The organism is Alcaligenes sp. 1735tsa3, from assembly GCF_024134565.1.
In the GTDB taxonomy this organism is placed as follows: Bacteria; Pseudomonadota; Gammaproteobacteria; order Burkholderiales; family Burkholderiaceae_B; genus Alcaligenes; species Alcaligenes phenolicus.
The window spans coordinates 3668923-3690223 of record NZ_CP099862.1; the positions used below are offsets into that span (position 1 = coordinate 3668923).

The following is a 21301-nucleotide window of genomic DNA, read 5'->3' on the forward strand; positions in this document are numbered from 1 at the left end:
TGGCCTCCTTAGTAAGAATGAGAAGAATCTTTCATGCTGGCAACCGACACCTTGCCTCGCATTACGCTATACACCCAGGAGGTATAGAGCACGATGATGGGCAAGAACACCAGTGTCACCAGCAGCATGATCCACAAGGTCAGATGACTGGCCGAGGCATCAAACAGGGTCAGGCTGGAACCGGGGTTCAAGGACGAAGGCAGCAGGAATGGGAAGACGGCAAAACCGAAAGTCAGAATGATGCCAGCCAGTGCCAAGGACGAGAACAGCAGAGCCAACAAGCCGCGGCCACGACCAGCCAGCAAGGCGCCGAACAGCAAGCCCGCAAAACCGACAATGGGGGCTGCCCACAAGGCAGGCCAGGTACGATAGTTAGCCAACCAGGCACCTTCAACCATATCGACCGTCTTGCCAATCGGGTTGGACATGGCGTGGGCCGCCTCGGGCCAAGGCATGCTGTAGCCATTCATGGCACTGATCCACCAGCCGCCGGCAGCAAAAGCCACAATGGACAGCAGGCCCAAAGGCATGGCCCAGGCACGCGCACGACGAGCCACATGATCACTGCCCTTCCAGGCAACAACTACCGCACCTTGGAAAGCCAGCATCAGAACGCTGAGCAAACCGCACAGAATGGCAAAGGGCTGGAACAGACCGAAGAAGTTGCCTTGGTACATGGGACGCAGCGTGGTCTCGTCAAAGCCGAAAGGTACGCCCAGCATCACGTTTCCAATAGCCACACCAAACACCAGAGCACAAACCAGACCGGAGGCGGTCCAGATCGCGTCCCAGTTACGACGCCAGCGCGACGAGCTGAGCTTGCTGCGGTACTTGATGGCCACCGGGCGAACAATCAAGGCGACCAAAAGCAACATCATGGCCAGGTAAAAGCCCGAGAAAGCCATGGCATACAGCAAAGGCCAGGCCGCAAAGGCCACACCACCGGCCACGATCAACCAAACCTGGTTACCTTCCCAGACCGGGCCAATCACGTTGTACAGCGTGCGCCGTTCATCATCACTGCGGGCCACCAGGGGCAACACCATAGCCACACCCAGGTCGGCCCCGTCCATGATGGCAAATGCCGCCAACAAAACGCCCAGCAGCAACCACCAGATGATGCGCAAGGTGTCGTAATCGAGAAGAATCAAATTTTCCATGATGGTTCCCCCTCCTTAACCGCGCAGCAACGGAGCGTTGCGCGAACCATAAGACAAAGCGGAAGGTGTGGCGGTCTCGCCAGCCTCGTCCGGCCCTTTACGCACCGAGTGCAACATGACCTTGATGCCAATCACCGCCAAGGTGGTATAGAGCAACAGGAAGATGGTCATACTGATCATCAAGTCCACAAAGGACAGACCAGAGGCCGCATAGTAGGTAGGCAAGACACCTTCAATCGCCCAGGGCTGACGTCCGAACTCGGCCACAAACCAGCCACATTCGATCGCAATCCAAGGCAGGGGAATGCTCCAGACCGCTGCTTTAAGCAAGCGCGGGTGACGTTGCAGTCGGTCACGCGATGCCAGCACAAAAGCCACGCCAAAGAACAGGATGAAGTACAGCCCCAGCGCCACCATCACACGGAAGCTCCAGAACAGGGGTGCAACCTGTGGCACCGTATCCCAGGCAGCCTGGGCGATGGTCTCGGTATCGGCTTTGGTAATGTCGTCCGTATAACGCTTGAGCAGCAAGGCATAGCCCAGGTCTTTCCAGTTATTGTCAAAGACGCGGCGGGCCTCGATATTGCTGTCATCAGCGCGCACCAGCTGCAGTGCCTCGTAAGCGCGCAAGCCATTGGCAATACGAATCTTGGCATGTTCGACCAGTTCATTAATGCCCAGCATGGGGGTACTGACTGAGCGTGTACCGATCAAACCCATCACCCATGGAATTTCCACGGCGAAGCGGTTTTCACGGGCCTCCTGATCAGGCCAGGCCAAGAGATTGAAACTGGCAGGGGCTTCCTCGGTTTCCCACATGGATTCCATGGCTGCGATCTTCATTTGCTGGTGTTCAGTAGTCAGGTAACCACTTTCATCACCCAGCACCACCACGGACAGGGACGCTGCCAAGCCGAAACTGGCCGCTACCGTCATCGAGCGCTTGGCCAGATCAATATGGCGACCACGCAGCAAGTACCAGGCACTGATGCCCATCACGAACATGGCACCCAGGACATAGCCGGCACTAACGGTATGAACAACTTTGGCTTGCGCAACGGGATTGAGAATGACCTCGGCAAAGTCGGTCATTTCCATACGCATAGTGTGGGGGTTGAAGATGGCACCGACCGGGTTTTGCATCCAGCCGTTAGCGACCAGAATCCATAGGGCCGACAGGTTGGTACCGATGGCAACCAGCCAGGTAACAATCAGGTGTCCCAGCTTGGAGAGGCGATCCCAGCCGAAAAAGAACAGGCCGACAAAGGTTGCTTCCAGGAAAAAAGCCATCAAACCTTCAATGGCTAGCGGTGCGCCGAAAATATCGCCTACATAGTGACTGTAATAGGCCCAGTTCATACCGAACTGAAACTCCATCACAATCCCGGTTGCGACACCCAGGGCAAAGTTAATGCCAAAGAGTACGCCCCAGAACTTGGTCATGCGGCGCCAGATGGCCTTGCCCGTCATGACATAGACGCTTTCCATAATGGCCAGCAAAAAAGACAGGCCCAGCGTCAAGGGAACAAATAAAAAGTGGAACATCGCGGTGGAAGCAAATTGCAACCGCGACAAGGTAACGACATCCAGATCAATCATGACGACCCCCAGTTTGATCAGCTTTGCGAATCTTCCCGGCGAACCCCAGCACTTTCTGAACTTTGCTACCTAAACGCATCAGATTTTGCAGGGTTTCGGGCGGTAAGTGATGAACCTCGTCAAACCAACCACAAGCCAACTCGATCAATTCCAGCATTTCGTTAATGCGCTGCTGCCCATATTCCTCTTCGTCATTGACGGGCGCTTCCATTAGGATACTTCGCAATAAGGTCAATGTGGGATCAATCTCGCGCTTACGCTTTTCCTCCACCAAAGTACGGAAAATATCCCATACATCCTTGGGGGATTCAAAGTATTCGCGGCGCTCGCCAATCTTGTGCGTCATGTTGACCAGTCGCCAGGACTGCAACTCGCGCAAGCTCATGCTGACATTGGAGCGGGAGATGCCTAGCGTTTCAGCGATCTCGTCGGCGTGGAGGGCTTCGGGGGCAATGAACAGCAGCGCATAGATCTGGCCCACCGTCCGGTTGACCCCCCAGCGCCCGCCCATCTCCCCAAAGTGCAGAATAAAACGCTCTGCCTGTGGTCCTAGATTCATGTCTTCCTGAATTTTCAGTAATTACTGAAATTACAAAACAAGACGTATCTTAACCCTAAACTATTCGGCTTGCCACTGGTCCAAGGCCATCTGACCTTACAATTTGCCTCCTGCAAATCTACATGCCAAGCAGACACTTCACGTTTACAATTTCGCCATGAATACACCGGCACTTTTAGACCCCGCACATATCCTGTCCTCGGCACAACGCACCTTCGCCATTGAAGTTGACGCGTTACAAGCGCTGGGCGGGCGTCTGGACCAAAGTTTTGTAGAAGCCACCAAACTGCTCGTGCACTGTCAGGGCCGTGTGGTGGTGACCGGCATAGGCAAGTCCGGCCACGTAGCCCGCAAGATCGCGGCTACCTTGGCCTCGACCGGCACTCCCGCTTTTTTCATGCACGCTGCCGAAGCCTTGCACGGCGACCTGGGCATGATTACCAAGCAGGACGTGGTCATTGCCATTTCCTACTCTGGGCAGGCCCAGGAACTGGTCACGGTGCTGACTGTGCTGCGCCGCATGGGTGCCAAACTGATTGCGATCACCGGCAATGCCCAGTCCGAACTGGCCCAAAATGCCGACCTGCATCTGGATGCCCATGTAGAACATGAAGCCTGCCCACTCAACCTGGCTCCCACGGCCAGTACCACAGCCGCCTTGGTATTAGGCGATGCACTGGCCGTTGCCTGCCTGGAAGCACGAGGCTTTAGCCGCGAAGACTTCGCCCGCTCCCACCCCGGTGGTGCGCTGGGCCGTCAACTACTGACGTTTGTGCGCGACATCATGCGCAGCGGCGAACAACTGCCTATCGTCTCCCCCGAGACCCTGATTCCCGATGCCCTGATAGAAATGTCCAGCAAAGGCATGGGCATGACTATTGTCACGGACGCACAAGGCCACCCCGTTGGAATGTTCACCGATGGCGACCTGCGCCGCCTGATTGCTCGTGCCGGCGATATACGCAATCTGCCAGTATCTGAAGGCATGTCGCGCGAACCGCGCAGCATTGCCGCCGAAGCCCTGGCCATTGAAGCAGCCGAGCAAATGGATGCCCTGCGTATCAGCCAAATGCTGGTATTGGACACAAACGGGCTACTATTGGGAGCTCTGCACATGCACGACCTGTTGGCTGCAAAGGTAATCTGATCATGATGAATACGCCCACCATCCCGCTCCATCCCGCTGAAGCTCAAATTCTGGCCAAGCTGCCCGAGAACGTGCGCACGCAATTACGTCAGTTGCGCATGATGGTGTTTGACGTGGACGGCGTGCTGACCGACGGACGCCTGTGGTACAGCGCGAATGGCGAGGAGTTCAAGAGCTTTCACGCTCTGGACGGCCACGGTTTACGCATGCTGGGCGAAAGCGGCATTAATGTCGCCCTGATTACCGGACGCGAAAGCGGCATCGTATCGCGTCGCGCTGCCGAACTGGGCATTCCTTTTGTTTACCAGGGCGTACGCGACAAAATTGCCATCCTGACCCAGCTGGCTCAGGAAAACGGCCTGTCCCTAAGTGAAGTGGGATATATGGGCGACGATCTGATCGACTTGCCCGCCATGCAGCGCGTGGGTTTTTCCGCCAGCGTGCCTGAAGCCCCCTTCTATATCAGTCAAATTGCCAGCTGGGTAGCCACACAGCCCGCCGGCCACGGCGCAGTGCGCGAATGCTGTGATGCCATTCTGGCCTCCCAGGGTCGCCTTGCGCCCTTTATTACAGGTGGTCCTTTGAAGACCACGGGAGTCATTCAGTAATCATGCGTGACCGTCTACCCACCGTCATTTCCCTGTTGTTGCTGACCTTGCTGGTGCTGGCAACGCTGTGGGCGGTCGATTACACCCAAAGCTCGGTCGCCATTGACCCGCCACGCCGCATTACCCACGAACCCGACTCCTGGGCGCGCGACTTCACCATGATCAGCTCCGACCAGACCGGGATGGCCATCAGCCGCCTGGATGGCAAGATTGCCTATCACTACCCGGATGACGACTCGCACGACATTACTTCCCCACGCGCGGTCAGCAACAGGGCCGATTCGCCCCTGACCATTGCCACTTCCGATACGGCACACATGAATGCAGGCGGGGACACCATCACCATGAAAGGCAATGCCCATATTCACCGCCAGGCCACACCTGATGACGAGGCGATGGACGTGCGCAGCGAAGTGCTGATCATCCTGCCCGAAGAGGACGTGGTGTACACCAACGAACCGGCCCTGGTCGTCAACGGCCAATCCACCATGCGCGGTACCGGGATGCGTTACGATAATCGCGTTCGCCAATTGAACGTCATGTCGGAATCCGACGTTAAAATCTCCGGCCAACAAACACAAAAAGCGCGTTCTTCCAATAGCTCTAAGGATTCCCCTCCATGACCACGCCTGACAGCGCCCGCCTGGGCCACAAGCCCAAGCTCTCTCTTAGCCTTTTGCGTGGTGCCCTGGCCCTGTGCCTGAGCACTGCCAGCCTGGCTTTGCTGCCTACGGCCCCTGCTCTGGCCCAAGCGGCTGCCTCTGCTGCCGCCGAACCGGACACCTCCGTGCTGTCCGATACCCTGACTTACGACGATATTGCCAAGCAGACCATTTACAAAGGCAACATCATCCTGACCCGTGGCGCCATGACCTTGATGGCTGACCAACTGGCCATCGAGCAGGACGCGGAAGGTTTCCAGCATGGCACCGCAACGGTGACTGAGCGCGCCCGTGTCACTATTCGTCAGGAAGACCCGGCCAAGTTTGAACTGATGGTCGCCGAAGGCGTCCGAGCCATCTACAACGGCAAAACCGAAGAGGTCGAGCTGATTGGCAAGGCAGTCGTCAATCGTTATGTTTGCGGCAAGCTGCAGGACTCTGTCCAGGGCCAGCGCATTATCTACCGCCAAAAAGATGGCACGTACCAGGCCTTTGGTGGTTCGGACTCCGCCACACGTGATGGCCGGGTCCGCTCTGTGGCCCGCCCACGCGCCAATGCCGATGCTGCTCTGGCCGAATGCCAACGCAAGTCCTCCCCCCGCAAATAGCCCGGACCCCCTTGAATCATGGTTGCTTCTAACAACCCGTCTACCCCTACTCGCGCCAGCCACTCGACCAAAGGCAGTCTGATTGCCCAGGGACTGCGCAAGACCTACGGCAAACGTACGGTCGTGCAGGATGTTTCTTTGAATGTGGAAAGCGGCGAGGTGGTGGGCCTGCTAGGCCCGAACGGGGCTGGTAAAACCACCAGCTTCTATATGATTGTGGGCATTGTGCCCGCCGATGCAGGCCGTATTGAAATTGATGGCACGCCCATTACCGCCATGCCCATGCACAAGCGGGCACGGCTGGGCCTGTCCTATCTGCCCCAGGATGCGTCCGTCTTTCGCCGCCTGACGGTTGAAGAAAACATCCGCGCCGTATTGGAGCTGCAGCTGGACGATAACGGCCGCAGCATCAGCAAGAACGACATCAACGAGCGCCTGGAAACCTTGATCAGCGAGCTGCAAATTGCGCACATTCGTCAAAATACCGCCCTATCCCTGTCTGGTGGCGAGCGCCGCCGCGTAGAAATTGCCCGCGCGCTCGCCAGCAACCCCCGTTTCATTCTGCTTGACGAGCCCTTTGCCGGGGTGGACCCGATCGCCGTGATTGAAATCCAGCGCATTGTGCAATTTCTGAAAGGCCGCAATATTGGCGTGCTGATTACCGATCACAACGTGCGTGAAACCCTGGGCATCTGTGACCGCGCCTACATCATCAGCGAAGGCACGGTACTGACCAGCGGGCACCCGTCCGAGATCATCGATAACGAAGCCGTGCGCAAGGTTTACCTGGGCTCGAACTTCCGAATGTAAGCCGACTTGTGGCCCTGTAACGGGGCCTGTCGGAGCAAGGGTTTTCCTGCACACCGCAGATTGATCCAGGTCATGTTATCTGACCAACATATAGGTATACTGGAATATCCAAGATCAGTAGTAAGGAGGCTAAACACGAAGATATCCCCCCCTCTGAAACATGTTGTTTGACTACTACGGAGAGCCTATATGAGCCTTAACATCACTGGCCGTAATCTTGACATAACTCCTGCCATTCGCGACTACGTCAAAAGCAAAATTGGTCGAATTGAAAAGCACTTCGACAACGTGGTTGACTCGCAGGTTATGCTTTCCATTGAACGCCTGAAGCACAATGCCGAAGTGACCGTCCGTGTCCCCGGCAAAGATATACACTGCGCCTCTTCAGACGAAAACTTGTATGCCGCCATCGATCTGCTAGCCGACAAGATCGACCGCCAGATTCTGAAATACAAGGAAAAGGCAAACAGCCATGCGCATGAGCCCGCCAAGCGGCTCGAAGTTCCGGCAGCCTGATCACGCCGAACTGTTACAGCAGGCATAGCCGCCTGCCGACAAACCCCGTTCTTTCAGAAGTTCGGGGTTTTGTGTTTCTTGGCACAGTGTCCGCCTGTTGTTAGCCATCCAAAAAATGTTTAGCTAAAAAACATTCCCCCCTATAATGGCCGTCATGAATCTCTTGTCGCGTATTTTGCCTTTGTCCAACGTGGTTCTGGATCTTGCTGTTACCAGCAAGAAGCGCGCTTTTGAACAAGCCGGACTGATTTTCGAGAACCATCACGGCATTGCCCGGACAGCCGTTTTCCATAGCCTGATCGCTCGCGAGCGTCTGGGCTCCACTGCTCTTGGCCACGACGTAGCCGTCCCGCATGGCCGCATCAAGGACTTGAAGGAGCCTTGTGCCGTTTTCATGCGTTTGGCCGAACCGGTGCGTTTTGATGCCAGCGACGGTCGTACCGCCAGCTTGCTGTTCTTTTTGCTGGTTCCCGAAACGGCTACTCAAATTCACCTGGACTTGTTGGCCGAGATCGCCCGTTTGATGGCCGATCAGGACATCCGCCAGGCGCTGGCCCAGGAAACGGACCCTGTTCAAATCCACCAACTCCTGACCCAGACCCCTGATCTCAACGCGGAACATCCCGATGCTGACAGTTCAAGAACTGGTCAATGATAATCATGACAAGCTCGAGGTAAGCTGGGCAGCCGGAAAACAAGCTGCCCAACGCCCCATCCCCGATCTTGGCGCCTCTGCCGCGGATTTGGTCGGCCACCTGAACCTGATCCACCCTGGCCGCATTCAGGTTTTCGGCCCTGAAGAACTCTCTTTTTACAACCGCTTTGACGTCAAACGTCGCCTGCATCATCTGGATGATCTCAGGCAAGGCGGTGTTCCTGCCCTGTTCATTGCCAACGACGCCGTTGCGCCCGACGATCTGATCCAGTTTTGCGAAACCCAAGGGGTGCCGCTGCTCTACACCCCTATCGATGCGGCCCAGCTTATCGATTTGCTGCGCATCTACCTGGGCAAACGTCTGGCCCCCAAAACCACCATGCATGGCGTGTTCATGGATGTGCTGGGTCTGGGCGTGTTAATTACCGGCGAATCCGGTCTGGGTAAAAGTGAACTGGCGCTGGAGCTGATCTCCCGTGGACACGGGCTGGTTGCAGACGATGCGGTTGAGCTGTCCCGCACGGCTCCCAACATGATTGACGGCCAATGCCCGCCTCTGCTGCAGAACCTGCTGGAAGTACGCGGGCTGGGACTGCTGGACATTCGCACCATTTTCGGCGAAACCTCCGTTCGTCGTAGAATGAAGCTTAAACTAATTGTGCACCTGGTTCGTTCCAACCCCGACAGCTTCGAGCGTCTGCCTACGCAGGATCAGACCCAGGAAGTGCTGGGGGTGGACATCAAACGCGTGATGCTTCAAGTGGCCGCAGGCCGGAACTTGGCCGTGCTGGTGGAAGCCGCCGTGCGCAACACCATTCTGGCCTTTCGCGGCATTGATACCATGGGCGACTTCATCGAGCGCCAGGCATTGGCTATCATGAATAGTCGCGACGACTAGGCGCTCAAGGGCCGGTTGGCACTTAACGGCCCTGACAGCTTTGTCCTGTTTCACCTAAACGCTGCCCGCCGGGCGGCGACTCGGAGCCCTTTGCCACGATGCTGAAAGTTGTATTGATTACCGGCATATCCGGTTCGGGAAAATCAGTTGCCTTGCGCTTGCTGGAAGATACCGGCTACCTGTGCATCGACAACCTGCCACCCCGATTTCTGGCCGAATTTGTCGAGCGCTCTGCCGAACAAGGACTGGAGCGGCTGGCCGTTGCCATTGACGTGCGCGGCGCCGGTGATCTGGACATCCTTCCCGGTGTCATCAGCAAACTGAATGAAGAAGGCTACTCCCTGCGTGTCCTGTTCCTGAACGCCAGCGATCACACGCTGATGCAGCGTTACTCGGAATCACGCCGTCGTCATCCGTTGACAGACCGCTTGCGTCAGGATGGCCGCTCGCCTTCCCTGGAAGAATGTATTGCCGTTGAGCGTGAAATGACGGCCCCCTTGCGCGAGCTGGGTCACATTATCGACACTACCGACTTGACCCCTGGCCAATTGCGTGCCTGGATTAGAGATCTGGTGCAAGCCGACCGCGCCAGCGTGGTGCTGACTTTCGAATCCTTTGCCTACAAGCGTGGCGTGCCCGGCGATGCAGATCTGGTGTTCGACGTTCGCTGCCTGCCCAACCCCCACTACGACCCGGAGCTGCGCCCCATGACAGGCCGCGACGAACCAGTAGCCAAATGGCTGGCCCAGTTCGGTTCCGTCGAGACCATGGTAGATGACATCGCCGGCTTTGTACGTCGCTGGTTACCTTTGTATATGCAGGACACCCGCAACTACCTGACGGTCGCCATTGGTTGCACCGGCGGCCAGCACCGTTCTGTGTACGTTACCGAACAACTGGCGCTGCGCTTTGCCGATTACGCCCCCTTGCTGGTGCGCCATCGCAATCAACCGCCCATTAATCCCGTCCCATGAGCCCAACTGTACGCAAACTAGGCGCCATCCTGAGCATCCTGGCCTTATTGGCCGGATGCGCATCCAGCCCCAAACGCGCCAAGCCCAAAGCCAAATCAGGGGCCACCGTTTCAGCGCCCCGAGGCGGGGGCTACTACAAAGACGATGGCCCCGACGCCCGCATCCCCGCCAATCTTCAAGCCACCCCCGACGCAGTTCCCCGAATAGAACCCATCGCCCGCAGCAATACCCGCCCCTATACCGTGCTCGGCAAAAGCTTTGTTCCCCACACTTCACACAAAGCCTTTACCCAGACCGGCACCGCCTCCTGGTACGGACGCAAGTTTCACGGCAAGAAAACAGCCAATGGCGAAACCTACGATATGTACGCCATGACGGCGGCACATCCCACCTTGCCTATTCCCAGCTATGCTCGCGTGACCCGGCCCAAAACAGGCAAATCCGTCATTGTGCGCATTAACGATCGTGGACCATTTCATAGCTCACGCATCATCGACTTGTCCTACGTTGCCGCCGCCAAGCTGGACTTGATTGCGCCCGGCAGCGGCACCGTGGTGGTTGAATCCATCACACAGGAAGAAATACGCAGTGGCAGTTTTGGCCGGGGTGACATTGAACTTGCCGAGGCTCCGGCTCCCAAGCCGGCTCCCGCCGCTCCGGCCCCCAAATCCAGCCTGGTGATTACCGAAAAGCTGGAGCCCACGCCGGACGCCTTGGCCGCCTTGTCTGAGCAAGACATAGAGGTAGAGCTGGACGATTCGCCTAGCTGGAGCAGCGACGCCAGCGATCAGCAGTTGATTGTGCAGTCCTCGCCCGCTGCCACCAGCAAGCCGCAGGCCCCGTCCGGCCAGAGCCGGGTCTACCTGCAATTTGGCGCTTTTTCTGCCCGTGAAAATGCGGCTGCCCTGGCACAGCAGTTGAATCGCCAGATTGCGCAGATAGAGTATCGCGATGCCCAAGTACAGATGCACAACGATCTGTACCGGGTACAAATTGGCCCGTATCAGAATCGGACCGAAGCAATTAACGCGGCTTACCGTATCCAGCAGCAAACTGGCTTGAGCCCTTCGGTTGCCGTTCGCTAAACCCAGGCGCCCTAGTCCTTGGGCGAGTTCGCCAGACCCCAGGCATACAGAACATCACGAGGAATTCCGGTCGCCTGGCTGGCAATCCGGGCTGCATCACGCAGCGAGACCTGCTCCAGCAAGGCTTTCATCCAGCGCTCTGTAGTGGCATCCAGCGCAGGCGCATCTTCGTCCACTTCGCGCACAGCGTCATGCAGAATCAGGACAAATTCACCCTGCTCGCGGTGGCTGTCTTCATCCAGCCAGCCCAAGGCCTGCCCCAAAGGCACGGTATGAATTTGCTCAAAACGCTTGCTGAGTTCACGTGCAAAAGTCAGTTCGCGCTCCGGGCCACACACCTCTTCCATATCGCGCAAGGCCGCACGCAAACGGTGAGGAGACTCAAACATCAATACCGGCATACCCAGGCTGGACCAATGCTGCAGCCACTTACGGCGCGCCACAGTTTTGGGCGGCATGAAACCGGCAAAAGCAAAAGCGGGGTTCTCGTCACTGGTTGCACCACTCCCCATCAGGGCGGTAATGACTGCCGAGGCACCGGGCAAAGGAATCACCTGAAAGCCCGCCTCCCGCACTGAACGTACGACGCGAGCACCGGGGTCACTGACAGCAGGCGCACCCGCGTCCGATACCAAGGCCACTCGCTGCCCCTGCTCCAGACGCTCGATAATTGCCTGAGCGGCTTGGGCCTCGTTATGGCGATGCGCCGCCATCAAAGGCGTTTGTATGCCCCAAGCCTGCAGGAAAGGACGGGTTGCCCGCGTATCCTCTGCCGCAATAATGTCGCATAGTTCCAGCGCCTGCCAACCGCGCAGGCTAAGGTCTCCCATATTGCCAATGGGCGTGGCCACCACATACAGGCAAGACTGTGGCCAGACCTGACCTTGCACCTTGTCCATCATGCTTTGCCAGACGCCGGCATTCCCTGTTCGGTTTTCGGTATCGCTCATGCTTGATCCTGCTTATTGATCATCGTGTATCCCTATGAATCCCTTTGAATACGCTCGCCAGGCTCAAAACCGGCAACTGCGGCGCAAACAGCGTAGTCGTCCTGCAGCCAGAAAGGACAGGCCACGGCGCTCTCCCAGCCAGCAATGCGGCGACCAGGCTGAACAGCGCGCCTGCGATCATGTCACCGCGCAGGGTGCCCATATTCTGGCCCGTCAACTGGGTGCTCGCTTTGGGGAGATTGACCTGGTTCTGTGGCATCAAGATCATCTTGTCTTTCTGGAAGTGCGCCAGCGCAATCACAAGGGCTACGGCGGGGCGCTTGCCAGTGTAAACCGGGACAAGCAACGGCGCTTGATCCTGACAGCCCAACAATGGCTGCCGACGCTATGCCAGCGCTATTTCCAGGGCAGGCTGCCGGCCTGCCGATTTGACGTTATCGCCATTGAAGACGACACCCTGACCTGGATCCAGAACGCCTTCGAGCAGCGCTGAAAAATAAAAAGTAGCAAAGCCGCCCTGGGAATTTTCAGACAAGAACGCTGTCCTATACAAAAAACCCAGCCGCCACGCCGTATTTCGGCCCTGTTACAGCATCTGGTTTCAATACCGTGGCGTTTTTTTCAACATGACACGATCTGCCTGCCCCACGGGGAAATTCTCCGTGCGATAATGCGCGCTATGGACCTTATCGCCTTAATGACTTCGCATTTCGACGATTCCGTCGATACTCTCAAAGCCAGCACACGCGAACTGGCCGAACCTTTGGCCGCCGCTGTCGAGCTGTTGTTTGCCACCCTGGCCAACGACGGCAAGATTCTGGCCTGCGGAAACGGCGGATCAGCAGCCGACGCCCAGCACTTTATAGCTGAGCTGGTGGGCCGCTTTGAGCGCGACCGTTTGCCCTTGGCTGGCATTGCCTTGAATACCGACACCTCCATCATGACGGCGGTGGGTAATGACTATGGCTTTGACAGCATCTTTGAACGCCAGGTCAGTGCCTTGGGCCAGACTGGCGATATTCTGGTGGCCATCTCCACCAGCGGCAATTCGCCAAACGTAATCCGCGCCATCGAAGCGGCTCGCGAGCGCGATATGGTCATCATTGCCCTGACTGGCAAGGGCGGCGGACAAATCGCCGACCTGCTTTCGGATACCGACATCCATCTGTGCGTCCCGCACGATCGAACCATGCGTATTCAGGAAGTACACATTGTTCTGTTGCACGCCATGTGCGATGGCATTGATGCGCTGCTGCTCGGAGATCCATTATGAAACACCGTTTGATTCTGGCCGCCCTGCTGGCCAGCACTACGCTGACCGGTTGCGGTCTGTTGGTAGTTGGCGGCGCTGCTGCCACAACCGCCGTTGTCGCTACCGACCGCCGCACTACGGGCGAGCAGGTCGAGGACAAAACCATTGTCATGAAAGCCGGTGCGGAAACACGCCGCCTGCTGGAAAACAAGGAAGGCCGCATCAATACCACGTCTTACGCCGGGGTTGCCCTGCTGACGGGTGATGTGCCTACCCAGGCCGACAAGGAGGAAGCTGCTCGCCTGGTTTCCAAGGTTGATAAGGTAACTCGCGTGGTCAACGAACTGCGTGTGGGTGAACCTACCCCCTTGGGCGTACGCTCGAACGACTCCTGGATCACCACCCGAGTCAGCACCGCCTTGCTGAACGCCAAAGACGTTCCCAGCCGCACGATCTCCACCACCACGGAGCGTGGCGTGGTCTATCTGCTGGGTCGCGTCACCCGTGAAGAAGGCGAACGCGCCGCGATTGCTGCCTCCAGCGTCCCTGGCGTGAACAAGGTGGCCAAGCTCTTTGAATACGTCAGCGCCGAAAGCCTGGCACAGCCTTTGAGCACCAATAATCAGCCAAGCAATAGTTCTGGCACAGCGGCCCCTGCAACTGAGCCTGCGCCCGCCTCCTCTGTAGAAGTTATGCCCGTCCAATGAAAAAAGTAGTCATCATTGCCCTTGCTGTTGCCATTGCCGTGGGTCTGGGCGTCTGGACCATGTCCGGCAGCACCAAGGCCAGCGCCCCGGATGTCGCCTTTACCGATCTGAATGGCAAGCACTTTGAAACCAAAGACTTGCAAGGCAAGGTCGTCCTGGTGAAATTCTGGGCCACGGACTGCACCACTTGCGTGGCGCAAATGCCTGACAACATTGAGAACTTCAATGCCATGTCCGGCAAAGGGTTCGATATTGTTGCCGTGGCCATGAAGCACGACCCCATCAACTACGTGCGCAACTTCACCCAATCCCGCCAACTGCCGTTCACGGTTGTCCATGACGACAAGGGCGAAATCGCCAAGGCTTTTGGGGACGTCCGTTTGACGCCCACTGCCTTTTTACTCGACAAACAGGGCCACATCATCAAGCGCTACCTGGGTAACTACGACAAGCAGGAATTCATTGCCACCGTCGAAAAAGCCCTGGCCAGCAGCTAAAAGCCTGTTTCTGCCCCCAGCCACATAACCCCGGGTACCAGCAGTGGACCCGGGTTTTCTTCAAGTGAGCGCATCAATGAGCACCACAGATTCGCAGAATTACTCCTCGACCGTCAAAGCAGAAGTTTTGTCCGAGGCCCTGCCCTATATTCGTCGTTTCCACGGCAAGACCGTCGTCATCAAATACGGTGGCAACGCCATGACTGAAGAAGCGTTGCAGCGCAGCTTTGCCCATGACGTCGTCTTGCTCAAGCTGGTTGGCCTGAACCCCGTTGTGGTGCACGGTGGTGGCCCCCAGATCAATGACGCGCTCAAGCGAGTGGGCAAAGAAGGCACCTTTATTCAGGGCATGCGTGTCACCGATGCCGAAACCATGGAAGTGGTGGAGTGGGTGCTGGGCGGGCAGGTGCAGCAAGACATCGTGATGATGATTAATGAAGCCGGTGGCAAGGCAGTGGGCCTGACCGGTAAAGACGGTGGCATGATTCGCGTCACCAAGAAAATGCTGCCCGATGCCGAACACCCTGGCGAGCTGCTGGATATTGGTTTTGTGGGTGATATTGAAAGCATCCAGCCAGAAGTGGTCAAAGCCCTGCAGGACGATCAGTTCATCCCCGTGATCTCCTCAATTGGATACGGTGAGGACGGTCAGGCCTACAACATCAATGCCGACGTCGTTGCCGGCAAGATGGCCGAAGTGCTTAGCGCTGAAAAACTGGTCATGCTGACCAACACTCCCGGTGTGCTGGACAAGGCAGGTCAACTGTTGCGTCGCCTGTCAGCTCAGACCATCGACGAACTGTTCGCTGATGGCACCATCTCCGGCGGTATGCTGCCCAAGATCTCTTCGGCCCTGGATGCAGCGCGCAATGGCGTCAACTCCGTACATGTCATTGATGGCCGTGTCCCTCACTGCCTGTTGCTGGAAATCCTGACTGACCGTGGTGTGGGCACCATGATCAGCTCGCACTAATCCGTGCGCGCTCCTATCCGTGCCCATGCCTGGGCACGGCCTTTGTCAGCCTGTCAGCCAGATGAAACCATCTGGCTGTTTGATCTGGATAACACCCTGCACAATGCCTCCAAAGGCATTTTCCAGGCGATTGATGGACGCATGCGCATCGGCGTGGCGCAAACGCTGGGCGTGGATATGGACGAGGCCGACCGGCTGCGTCTGGAATACTGGAAGCGTTATGGCGCCACCATGATCGGCCTGCAACGCCACCACGGAGCAGACCCGGCGACATTCCTGAGACACGCTCACGACTTTGACGTGCCTTCCCTGATCAGCGCCGAACCAGGCCTGGCCTACCAATTGCGCCGTCTGCCTGGCTACAAACTGCTGCTGACCAATGCACCGCTGGAGTACGCACAGCGCGTCTTGAAAGCCCTGAATCTGCTGCCTGTCTTTGACGGGCTGTGGGCCATCGAGCATATGCAGCTGCAAGGCCGTTATCGCCCCAAGCCCTCTCAGGCATTGATGAAGCAGGCTCTGGCCGTGCTGAAATCCCAGGCCCGCGACATTGTTCTGGTCGAAGACACCCTGCGCAATTTGAAAAGTGCCCGCCAGTTAGGGATGCAAACCATCCATATCTATAACGCAGGCACTCCATTTAGCGCTCTGTATCATGGACGCAGCCCGTATGTTGACCATCGCATCAACCGCATCGCACAACTGGTCAAGAACTGGCCACGTCCCTAGGCCTGCTTAGAACGCCAGCTGGCGCTCCCCTTGCTGAATGGTGACCCACTTCAATTCGGTCATGTCCGCAATCGAGTAGCGGCCATTTTCCTTGCCGTAGCCACTGTCCTTGAAGCCACCGAAAGGCGCATTCGGATCATCATCAAAGGAGTTGTCGTTGATGTGGACCGAACCTGCCTCGATACGCTCGGCAAAATCCATGGCCTTTTGCAGATCGTTGGTCAGAATGGCAGAGGATAAGCCGTAGGAAGTATCATTAGCCATTTCCAGGGCGTGCTCGTAGTCGCGCGCCTTGTAGATGGCAGCCACAGGCCCAAAAGTCTCCTCGTGGTACAGATGCATGTCCGGGGTCACATCGCACAAGGCCGTAGGCTGGATCACATTGCCTTCGCGGCCACCACCTGCCAGCAAGGTTGCCCCCTTGGAGACGGCGTCCTGAATGTGGGCCTGCACAAAATCAGCCTGTTCGGAACTGATCAGCGGACCAACCGCGGTTTGTGGCAAAGCAGGATCACCAGTAGGAATACGAGCCACCTGCTTGGCAAAGGCTTCGCAGAACGCATCGTAAATGCCCTGCTCCACAATGATGCGCGAGTTGGCCATGCACACCTGGCCCTGATTGAAATAGATGCCGAAAGCGGCGGAGCGCACAGCGTAATCCAGCGTGGCATCATCCAGCACCACGACCGGGCTTTTACCACCCAACTCCAGCACAATGCGCTTTTGATGGCGACCAGCCAGATCCGCCAGGATACGACCCACTCGAGCCGAGCCCGTGAAAGTCACCAGTTTGACGCGCGGATCAGAGAACAAGGTATCGCCCAGAGCTTCGTCGGTGGTCAGCAAAACGGTCAACACACCGGGAGGCAGACCGGCTTCTTCCAGAATCTCGGCAAACATCAAGGCAGCCATAGGCGTATGCGGCGAAGGCTTCAGGATGAAGCTGTTACCCGCCGCCAGTGCCGGGGCCAACTTCTTGCCATTGAGCAGCAAAGGTGCATTGAAAGGCCCGATCCCAGCCACCACGCCCAAAGGACGACGAATGCTCATGGAAATACGCCCTGGCAGGTCCGACGGCATGGTTTCACCCCGAATATCGCGGGTCTGACCGGCGGCAATACGGAAGGTGCTGACGATGTAATCGCACTCGAACATGGCCTTGCCAAAGACGTTACCGCCCTCTTCAACCAGCACACGCACGATGTCGTCGCGACGGCGTTCCACAATGTCGGCCGCACGGCACAAAATCGCTTCACGTTCACGGGCCAGCATCTTGCCCCAGATGCGCTGTGCACGTTCTGCACTGGCCAACGCCTCTTCAATGTCCTGCTTGGTCGCCAGAAAAACGCGAGCCAGCGGTTTGCCCGTATAGGGATTGACCAGGTCCTTATGCAACTGACCTTCTGATTTCCAGGCCTGTCCGTTGATGTAGGGGTAGACCTGCTTTAGCTGCTCTGTCATGACTGCTCCTTTCCTGTGTTGTCTCCAGGTGCGCTTTGGGCACCCTTCATGGTTAAACCCGATAGCCACCGAGGTGCGCCATAGCTCACCATGCAGTACTGTCTTAGATACTATTCTTGAGCCGAATGCCTCTCTGTGTCGTGGACTGGGGCGCAGCCCAATCTGGACAATGGCGCAGAAGACGGAAAAAAACGCATGAGCACGAACTACCACTGGGATACGCAGGCTTTGCCACCCGGACAAGGCGCCAAGCTCTGGACTCAAGCCATTTCACTGTCCTTTCAGCATGTGCAAACGCAGTGCCACGGACAAAACTTTCATGGCACCTTGCGCTCGCAACGTCTGGGGGAGGTAGCGATCAACCGGCTGACCGCTCAGCCCTATCGGGTCAGCACAAGCAGGCCGCAAACGGATCAGCCCTGGTTGTTCTTGAATGTGCATCAACAAGGCCACTGCCGCCTGATTCAGAACGGGCGTGAGCAATGGCTCCCCGTCGGGAGCCTGAGCCTGAATATAGGCACTAGCCCCTTCACACTGGATTTTGTGGACGAGGTCATTATGACCACGCTGCGCTTGCCGCTGGAGGGTCTGTTGCCCTATACCGGCCCTTTGAATGACGTGGTCGCCCAGCCCCTGGCGCAAGGCGCCAGCCTGCACTTGCTGGAGCACTATCTACAAGGCTTGCTACTGTCTGCCGATGGCCTGCGGGCGAATCAGCACGATCAGGCCTGGCGTTGTCTGCGCGACCTGCTGGCCATGAGCATTAACGAACGGCGCTCTGCCCCGCCTGCTCCAAGCGCGGCTCGGTACGAAGATGCACTGGGCTATCTGTCTGATCGACTAGGTGATCCCGCCTTGAATATTGCGGCCCTGTCCAAGCACCTGGGTATGGCACCGCGTACCGTTCAGGAACTGTTCAAAGCACAGGGAAGTACTTTTACAGCCCAGTTAATGCAGCTGCGGCTTGATGCAGCCGCACAGCTGCTGCGCCAGACACCGTCCAACACGGTGGCGCAAATAGCCTATTCAGTGGGATTTTCGGATCTGTCCTACTTTCACCGCCAATTTAGACGACGCTTTGGCACCACGCCAGGCCATTTTCATGCTCATGGCCTGAAGTCGTGAAGCAGAGATCAGAAACAGATCAAGTGTGATCGGCGTGTTCAGCCGCTGAACCGCATACCGGGCAAGCCGGATCTTTGCGAAAACGTACGGTATGCCAATTCATATTGAAGGCATCCACACTTAGCAAACGGCCCACCAAAGGCTCTCCGAAGCCGCCTAACAGCTTCAAGGCTTCAACCGCCTGTGCGCTGCCCACCATACCCAACAAGGGCGACAAAACGCCTGTGGTGGCGCAACGCAGTTCCTCGACGTCGTCCGCTTCAGGGAACAGACAGTGGTAGCAAGGAGCTTCGGGCTGACGCAAGTCGTAAGTACTGACCTGACCCGAAAAGCGAATCGCTGCACCTGACACCAAAGGTTTACGTAATGCCACGCAGGCACGGTTGATCGCATGGCGGGTTGCGAAGTTGTCGCAGCAATCCAGCACCAGATCCACTTGCTGAACCCAATGCATCAAGCCCGCTTCGTCCAGACGCTGAACGACGGGTGTCACCTTCACTTCGGGATTGAGCTGCTCGATATGCAGCTTGGCAGATTCAACCTTGTCCCAGCCCAGACGATCGGTGGTGTGAGCAATCTGACGCTGCAGATTGCTCAATTCCACCTGGTCATCATCCACCAGAATGATGGAGCCCACACCCGAGGCCGCCAGATAAGCCACCACGGGGGAACCCAGTCCCCCGGCTCCAACGACCAGGATGCGAGAAGCCAGAATTCGCTCCTGCGCTTCTACCCCGAATTCATCGAGCAGAATATGCCGCGCATAGCGCAGTAATTGCTGATCTTCCACGTCAGGAACCTGTGTTTACGGCTTTACCGGTTCGAGCCCCTTGGGGGTGATTCGGAACCGCTCAACGCTGGGTTGCTGACTCAGGGGACTTTTTTTTTCCGGCGACTCGGACTCCACTTCCTTTTCGCGCTTGGCAGCCGCTTCCTTGGCGGCAGCTACTTTGGCTGGATCATTCTTGATCACAGGACGGCCAGCCAGATGGTTCAGCGCTTGCTGCAACTGGAAGTCGTCGTCACCACCGAATTCAAACATCTTGAATTCCGGGCTCATACCCAGATCAGGCTGTTCTTCTTCGGTAGTTTCATCCACCTTGCTGTTGACCAGGTGACGCTTCAGGTCCACTTCGCGCGGCAAGCGGAACAGATTGCCCTGAGCGGTGTCATCCACGACCACGTCCGGCTGTACGCCCGTTACCTGAATGGAAGTACCGTTAGGTGTGTAGTACAAGGCAGTCGTCAGTTTCAGGCCCGATTCCTCGGACAGAGGGACCACACTTTGCACCGAGCCCTTGCCGAAGGTGCGGTTACCGATAATGGTGGCGCGTTTGTGGTCTTGCAAAGCACCGGCCACAATTTCCGACGCCGAGGCCGAACCCACGTTTACCAGCACCACGATAGGCACGTTCTTGAGCCAATCCAGTTTCTTCAGAACATCCGCGTCCGTATCCAGCTCGCCCAGAACGGACTGCATGGATTTGACGTAGTACTCGCGGTTGGAGGAAGGAATACGGCCCTTGGTGGAAACCACCAGATCACCCGAATCCAGGAAGGCGGAAGTCACGCCGATAGCGCTTTCCAGCAAGCCACCGGGGTCGTTACGCAGGTCAATCACCAAGCCTTTTGGTGCGCCTGGGCCTTTATGAACCTCGGACAACTGCTTGACCAGATCAGCAGCGGTACGTTCCTGGAACTGGGCAATGCGTACATAGGCCACATCGTCAGCCAGCATCTTGGAGCGCACACTGCGTACCTTGATGACATCACGCACCAGGTTGAACTCCAGCGGCTTGTCACGTCCAGCACGACGGATAGTCAGCTTGATGGAGGTTTTGGGCTCGCCACGCATTTGCTTGACGGCATCATTCAGGCTCAAATCCTTGGTGGGTTTGCCATTGATGTGCGTAATGATGTCGCCCGCCAGAATACCGGCGCGCGCCGCAGGCGTATCCTCGATAGGCGAGATAACTTTAGGCATCCCGTCTTCGCTACCAATCTCTATGCCCAGACCGCCGAACCCGCCTTGGGTCATGGCTTCCATTTCCTTGAAAGCGTCGGCATCCAGATAGGCCGAGTGCGGATCCAGATCGGTAAACAAACCCTTGATCGCGTTATTGACCAGGGCCTGATCCGTCAAAGGCTCCACATACGTGTTCTTGATGGCAGCGAACACATTGGCGAACTGCTGCAGTTCGCGCAAAGGCAATGGCTCGCCGCGTTGAGCGACCGCAGTAATGCCCAGGCTGATCAAGATACCGCCCACAGCACCTGCTGCCACTAGACCAATGCTGCCAATCCTTCGAGTGCTCATGCACATTCC

The 21301-nt window shown here is 57.2% G+C and carries 24 protein-coding genes; 17 read left to right on the forward strand and 7 right to left on the reverse strand.

Annotated features, from left to right (window positions below; genetic code table 11):
* Window positions 1-8: 8 nt before the first annotated feature.
* Genes cydB through NIZ92_RS16955 form a run of 3 tightly spaced genes read right to left on the reverse strand, consistent with a single transcriptional unit; the run spans window position 9 to window position 3318 of the window.
* A complete protein-coding gene (gene cydB / locus NIZ92_RS16945; protein ID WP_254002305.1) occupies window positions 9-1160 on the reverse strand; it encodes a cytochrome d ubiquinol oxidase subunit II in 1152 nt (383 codons plus the stop codon).
* Window positions 1161-1175: 15 nt separating this feature from the next.
* Window positions 1176-2759, reverse strand: a complete 1584-nt coding sequence (locus tag NIZ92_RS16950; RefSeq protein ID WP_009458662.1) for a cytochrome ubiquinol oxidase subunit I — start codon at window positions 2757-2759, stop codon at window positions 1176-1178.
* A complete protein-coding gene (locus NIZ92_RS16955; RefSeq protein WP_009458660.1) occupies window positions 2752-3318 on the reverse strand; it encodes a GbsR/MarR family transcriptional regulator in 567 nt (188 codons plus the stop codon). The genes NIZ92_RS16950 and NIZ92_RS16955 overlap by 8 nt, the downstream gene beginning before the upstream one ends.
* Window positions 3319-3475: 157 nt before the next feature.
* Between NIZ92_RS16955 and NIZ92_RS16960 the strand changes: the two genes are divergently transcribed.
* From NIZ92_RS16960 to NIZ92_RS17005, 10 genes are all read left to right on the forward strand, one after another.
* Entirely contained in the window at window positions 3476-4465 is a 990-nt protein-coding gene (locus NIZ92_RS16960; RefSeq protein WP_021447172.1) for an SIS domain-containing protein, read from the forward strand.
* 2 nt (window positions 4466-4467) lie between these two features.
* On the forward strand, window positions 4468-5073 hold the full coding sequence (locus NIZ92_RS16965; RefSeq protein ID WP_080748003.1) for an HAD family hydrolase: 606 nt from the start codon (window positions 4468-4470) through the stop codon (window positions 5071-5073).
* A 2-nt stretch (window positions 5074-5075) separates the two neighbouring features.
* Window positions 5076-5696, forward strand: coding sequence for an LPS export ABC transporter periplasmic protein LptC (gene lptC, locus NIZ92_RS16970; protein ID WP_009458655.1), 621 nt, complete (start codon window positions 5076-5078; stop codon window positions 5694-5696).
* The gene (gene lptA, locus NIZ92_RS16975) at window positions 5693-6343 is read left to right on the forward strand and encodes a lipopolysaccharide transport periplasmic protein LptA (RefSeq protein ID WP_021447173.1); all 651 of its coding nucleotides are present in this window, start codon (window positions 5693-5695) and stop codon (window positions 6341-6343) included. Before lptC ends, lptA begins: the two co-directional genes overlap by 4 nt.
* Before the next feature lie 18 nt (window positions 6344-6361).
* Entirely contained in the window at window positions 6362-7153 is a 792-nt protein-coding gene (lptB, locus tag NIZ92_RS16980) for an LPS export ABC transporter ATP-binding protein (protein WP_009458653.1), read from the forward strand.
* A gap of 189 nt (window positions 7154-7342) precedes the next feature.
* Entirely contained in the window at window positions 7343-7669 is a 327-nt protein-coding gene (gene raiA / locus NIZ92_RS16985; RefSeq protein ID WP_009458652.1) for a ribosome-associated translation inhibitor RaiA, read from the forward strand.
* Between the two features lie 154 nt (window positions 7670-7823).
* Window positions 7824-8324, forward strand: coding sequence for a PTS sugar transporter subunit IIA (locus NIZ92_RS16990; protein ID WP_051316301.1), 501 nt, complete (start codon window positions 7824-7826; stop codon window positions 8322-8324).
* Window positions 8296-9222 (forward strand): HPr(Ser) kinase/phosphatase, encoded by a 927-nt coding sequence (hprK, locus tag NIZ92_RS16995; RefSeq protein WP_009458650.1) that lies wholly within the window; start codon window positions 8296-8298, stop codon window positions 9220-9222. Before NIZ92_RS16990 ends, hprK begins: the two co-directional genes overlap by 29 nt.
* A 98-nt stretch (window positions 9223-9320) precedes the next feature.
* Window positions 9321-10196 carry an RNase adapter RapZ gene (gene rapZ / locus NIZ92_RS17000; RefSeq protein ID WP_009458649.1) on the forward strand — a complete coding sequence of 292 codons (876 nt, stop codon included), beginning with the start codon at window positions 9321-9323 and terminating at the stop codon, window positions 10194-10196.
* Window positions 10193-11281, forward strand: a complete 1089-nt coding sequence (locus NIZ92_RS17005; protein ID WP_035270291.1) for a septal ring lytic transglycosylase RlpA family protein — start codon at window positions 10193-10195, stop codon at window positions 11279-11281. The genes rapZ and NIZ92_RS17005 overlap by 4 nt, the downstream gene beginning before the upstream one ends.
* Before the next feature lie 11 nt (window positions 11282-11292).
* Here NIZ92_RS17005 and rsmI read toward each other — a convergent pair whose 3' ends face one another.
* Window positions 11293-12231, reverse strand: a complete 939-nt coding sequence (rsmI, locus tag NIZ92_RS17010) for a 16S rRNA (cytidine(1402)-2'-O)-methyltransferase (RefSeq protein WP_035270288.1) — start codon at window positions 12229-12231, stop codon at window positions 11293-11295.
* A 34-nt stretch (window positions 12232-12265) separates the two neighbouring features.
* Between rsmI and NIZ92_RS17015 the strand changes: the two genes are divergently transcribed.
* The 6 genes from NIZ92_RS17015 (at window position 12266) to NIZ92_RS17040 (ending at window position 16389) form a co-directional block, all read left to right on the forward strand.
* Window positions 12266-12724, forward strand: a complete 459-nt coding sequence (locus NIZ92_RS17015) for a YraN family protein (RefSeq protein WP_035270287.1) — start codon at window positions 12266-12268, stop codon at window positions 12722-12724.
* Between the two features lie 186 nt (window positions 12725-12910).
* Window positions 12911-13504 carry a phosphoheptose isomerase gene (locus tag NIZ92_RS17020; protein WP_009458645.1) on the forward strand — a complete coding sequence of 198 codons (594 nt, stop codon included), beginning with the start codon at window positions 12911-12913 and terminating at the stop codon, window positions 13502-13504.
* On the forward strand, window positions 13501-14190 hold the full coding sequence (locus tag NIZ92_RS17025; RefSeq protein WP_137430630.1) for a BON domain-containing protein: 690 nt from the start codon (window positions 13501-13503) through the stop codon (window positions 14188-14190). The genes NIZ92_RS17020 and NIZ92_RS17025 overlap by 4 nt, the downstream gene beginning before the upstream one ends.
* Entirely contained in the window at window positions 14187-14687 is a 501-nt protein-coding gene (locus tag NIZ92_RS17030; RefSeq protein WP_021447175.1) for a peroxiredoxin, read from the forward strand. Before NIZ92_RS17025 ends, NIZ92_RS17030 begins: the two co-directional genes overlap by 4 nt.
* A gap of 76 nt (window positions 14688-14763) precedes the next feature.
* The gene (gene argB / locus NIZ92_RS17035) at window positions 14764-15660 is read left to right on the forward strand and encodes an acetylglutamate kinase (protein WP_009458643.1); all 897 of its coding nucleotides are present in this window, start codon (window positions 14764-14766) and stop codon (window positions 15658-15660) included.
* A 3-nt stretch (window positions 15661-15663) separates the two neighbouring features.
* Window positions 15664-16389, forward strand: coding sequence for a pyrimidine 5'-nucleotidase (locus tag NIZ92_RS17040; RefSeq protein WP_035270278.1), 726 nt, complete (start codon window positions 15664-15666; stop codon window positions 16387-16389).
* A gap of 6 nt (window positions 16390-16395) precedes the next feature.
* Here the strand turns inward: NIZ92_RS17040 and NIZ92_RS17045 are convergent, their stop codons facing one another.
* Window positions 16396-17850, reverse strand: coding sequence for an aldehyde dehydrogenase family protein (locus NIZ92_RS17045; RefSeq protein WP_021447176.1), 1455 nt, complete (start codon window positions 17848-17850; stop codon window positions 16396-16398).
* 195 nt (window positions 17851-18045) lie between these two features.
* Between NIZ92_RS17045 and NIZ92_RS17050 the strand changes: the two genes are divergently transcribed.
* The gene (locus tag NIZ92_RS17050) at window positions 18046-18975 is read left to right on the forward strand and encodes an AraC family transcriptional regulator (protein ID WP_254002306.1); all 930 of its coding nucleotides are present in this window, start codon (window positions 18046-18048) and stop codon (window positions 18973-18975) included.
* Between the two features lie 19 nt (window positions 18976-18994).
* Here NIZ92_RS17050 and NIZ92_RS17055 read toward each other — a convergent pair whose 3' ends face one another.
* Window positions 18995-19765, reverse strand: coding sequence for a HesA/MoeB/ThiF family protein (locus NIZ92_RS17055; RefSeq protein WP_226349167.1), 771 nt, complete (start codon window positions 19763-19765; stop codon window positions 18995-18997).
* Between the two features lie 15 nt (window positions 19766-19780).
* Complete coding sequence (locus tag NIZ92_RS17060) at window positions 19781-21292, reverse strand: S41 family peptidase (RefSeq protein ID WP_021447177.1); 1512 nt, start codon at window positions 21290-21292, stop codon at window positions 19781-19783.
* Window positions 21293-21301: the final 9 nt, after the last annotated feature.

Coding starts and splice junctions, on each gene's coding strand:
- NIZ92_RS17025 (WP_137430630.1), top strand. CDS start 13,501: ATGAAACACCGTTTGATTCTGGCCGCCCTGCTGGCCAGCACTACGCTG.
- NIZ92_RS17005 (WP_035270291.1), top strand. CDS start 10,193: ATGAGCCCAACTGTACGCAAACTAGGCGCCATCCTGAGCATCCTGGCC.
- argB (WP_009458643.1), top strand. CDS start 14,764: ATGAGCACCACAGATTCGCAGAATTACTCCTCGACCGTCAAAGCAGAA.
- NIZ92_RS16950 (WP_009458662.1), bottom strand. CDS start 2,759: ATGATTGATCTGGATGTCGTTACCTTGTCGCGGTTGCAATTTGCTTCC.
- NIZ92_RS16990 (WP_051316301.1), top strand. CDS start 7,824: ATGAATCTCTTGTCGCGTATTTTGCCTTTGTCCAACGTGGTTCTGGAT.
- rapZ (WP_009458649.1), top strand. CDS start 9,321: ATGCTGAAAGTTGTATTGATTACCGGCATATCCGGTTCGGGAAAATCA.
- NIZ92_RS17050 (WP_254002306.1), top strand. CDS start 18,046: ATGAGCACGAACTACCACTGGGATACGCAGGCTTTGCCACCCGGACAA.
- raiA (WP_009458652.1), top strand. CDS start 7,343: ATGAGCCTTAACATCACTGGCCGTAATCTTGACATAACTCCTGCCATT.
- NIZ92_RS17020 (WP_009458645.1), top strand. CDS start 12,911: ATGGACCTTATCGCCTTAATGACTTCGCATTTCGACGATTCCGTCGAT.
- rsmI (WP_035270288.1), bottom strand. CDS start 12,231: ATGAGCGATACCGAAAACCGAACAGGGAATGCCGGCGTCTGGCAAAGC.
- NIZ92_RS17015 (WP_035270287.1), top strand. CDS start 12,266: ATGAATCCCTTTGAATACGCTCGCCAGGCTCAAAACCGGCAACTGCGG.
- lptA (WP_021447173.1), top strand. CDS start 5,693: ATGACCACGCCTGACAGCGCCCGCCTGGGCCACAAGCCCAAGCTCTCT.
- NIZ92_RS16965 (WP_080748003.1), top strand. CDS start 4,468: ATGATGAATACGCCCACCATCCCGCTCCATCCCGCTGAAGCTCAAATT.
- lptC (WP_009458655.1), top strand. CDS start 5,076: ATGCGTGACCGTCTACCCACCGTCATTTCCCTGTTGTTGCTGACCTTG.
- NIZ92_RS17060 (WP_021447177.1), bottom strand. CDS start 21,292: ATGAGCACTCGAAGGATTGGCAGCATTGGTCTAGTGGCAGCAGGTGCT.
- NIZ92_RS16955 (WP_009458660.1), bottom strand. CDS start 3,318: ATGAATCTAGGACCACAGGCAGAGCGTTTTATTCTGCACTTTGGGGAG.
- NIZ92_RS16960 (WP_021447172.1), top strand. CDS start 3,476: ATGAATACACCGGCACTTTTAGACCCCGCACATATCCTGTCCTCGGCA.
- cydB (WP_254002305.1), bottom strand. CDS start 1,160: ATGGAAAATTTGATTCTTCTCGATTACGACACCTTGCGCATCATCTGG.
- lptB (WP_009458653.1), top strand. CDS start 6,362: ATGGTTGCTTCTAACAACCCGTCTACCCCTACTCGCGCCAGCCACTCG.
- hprK (WP_009458650.1), top strand. CDS start 8,296: ATGCTGACAGTTCAAGAACTGGTCAATGATAATCATGACAAGCTCGAG.
- NIZ92_RS17045 (WP_021447176.1), bottom strand. CDS start 17,850: ATGACAGAGCAGCTAAAGCAGGTCTACCCCTACATCAACGGACAGGCC.
- NIZ92_RS17030 (WP_021447175.1), top strand. CDS start 14,187: ATGAAAAAAGTAGTCATCATTGCCCTTGCTGTTGCCATTGCCGTGGGT.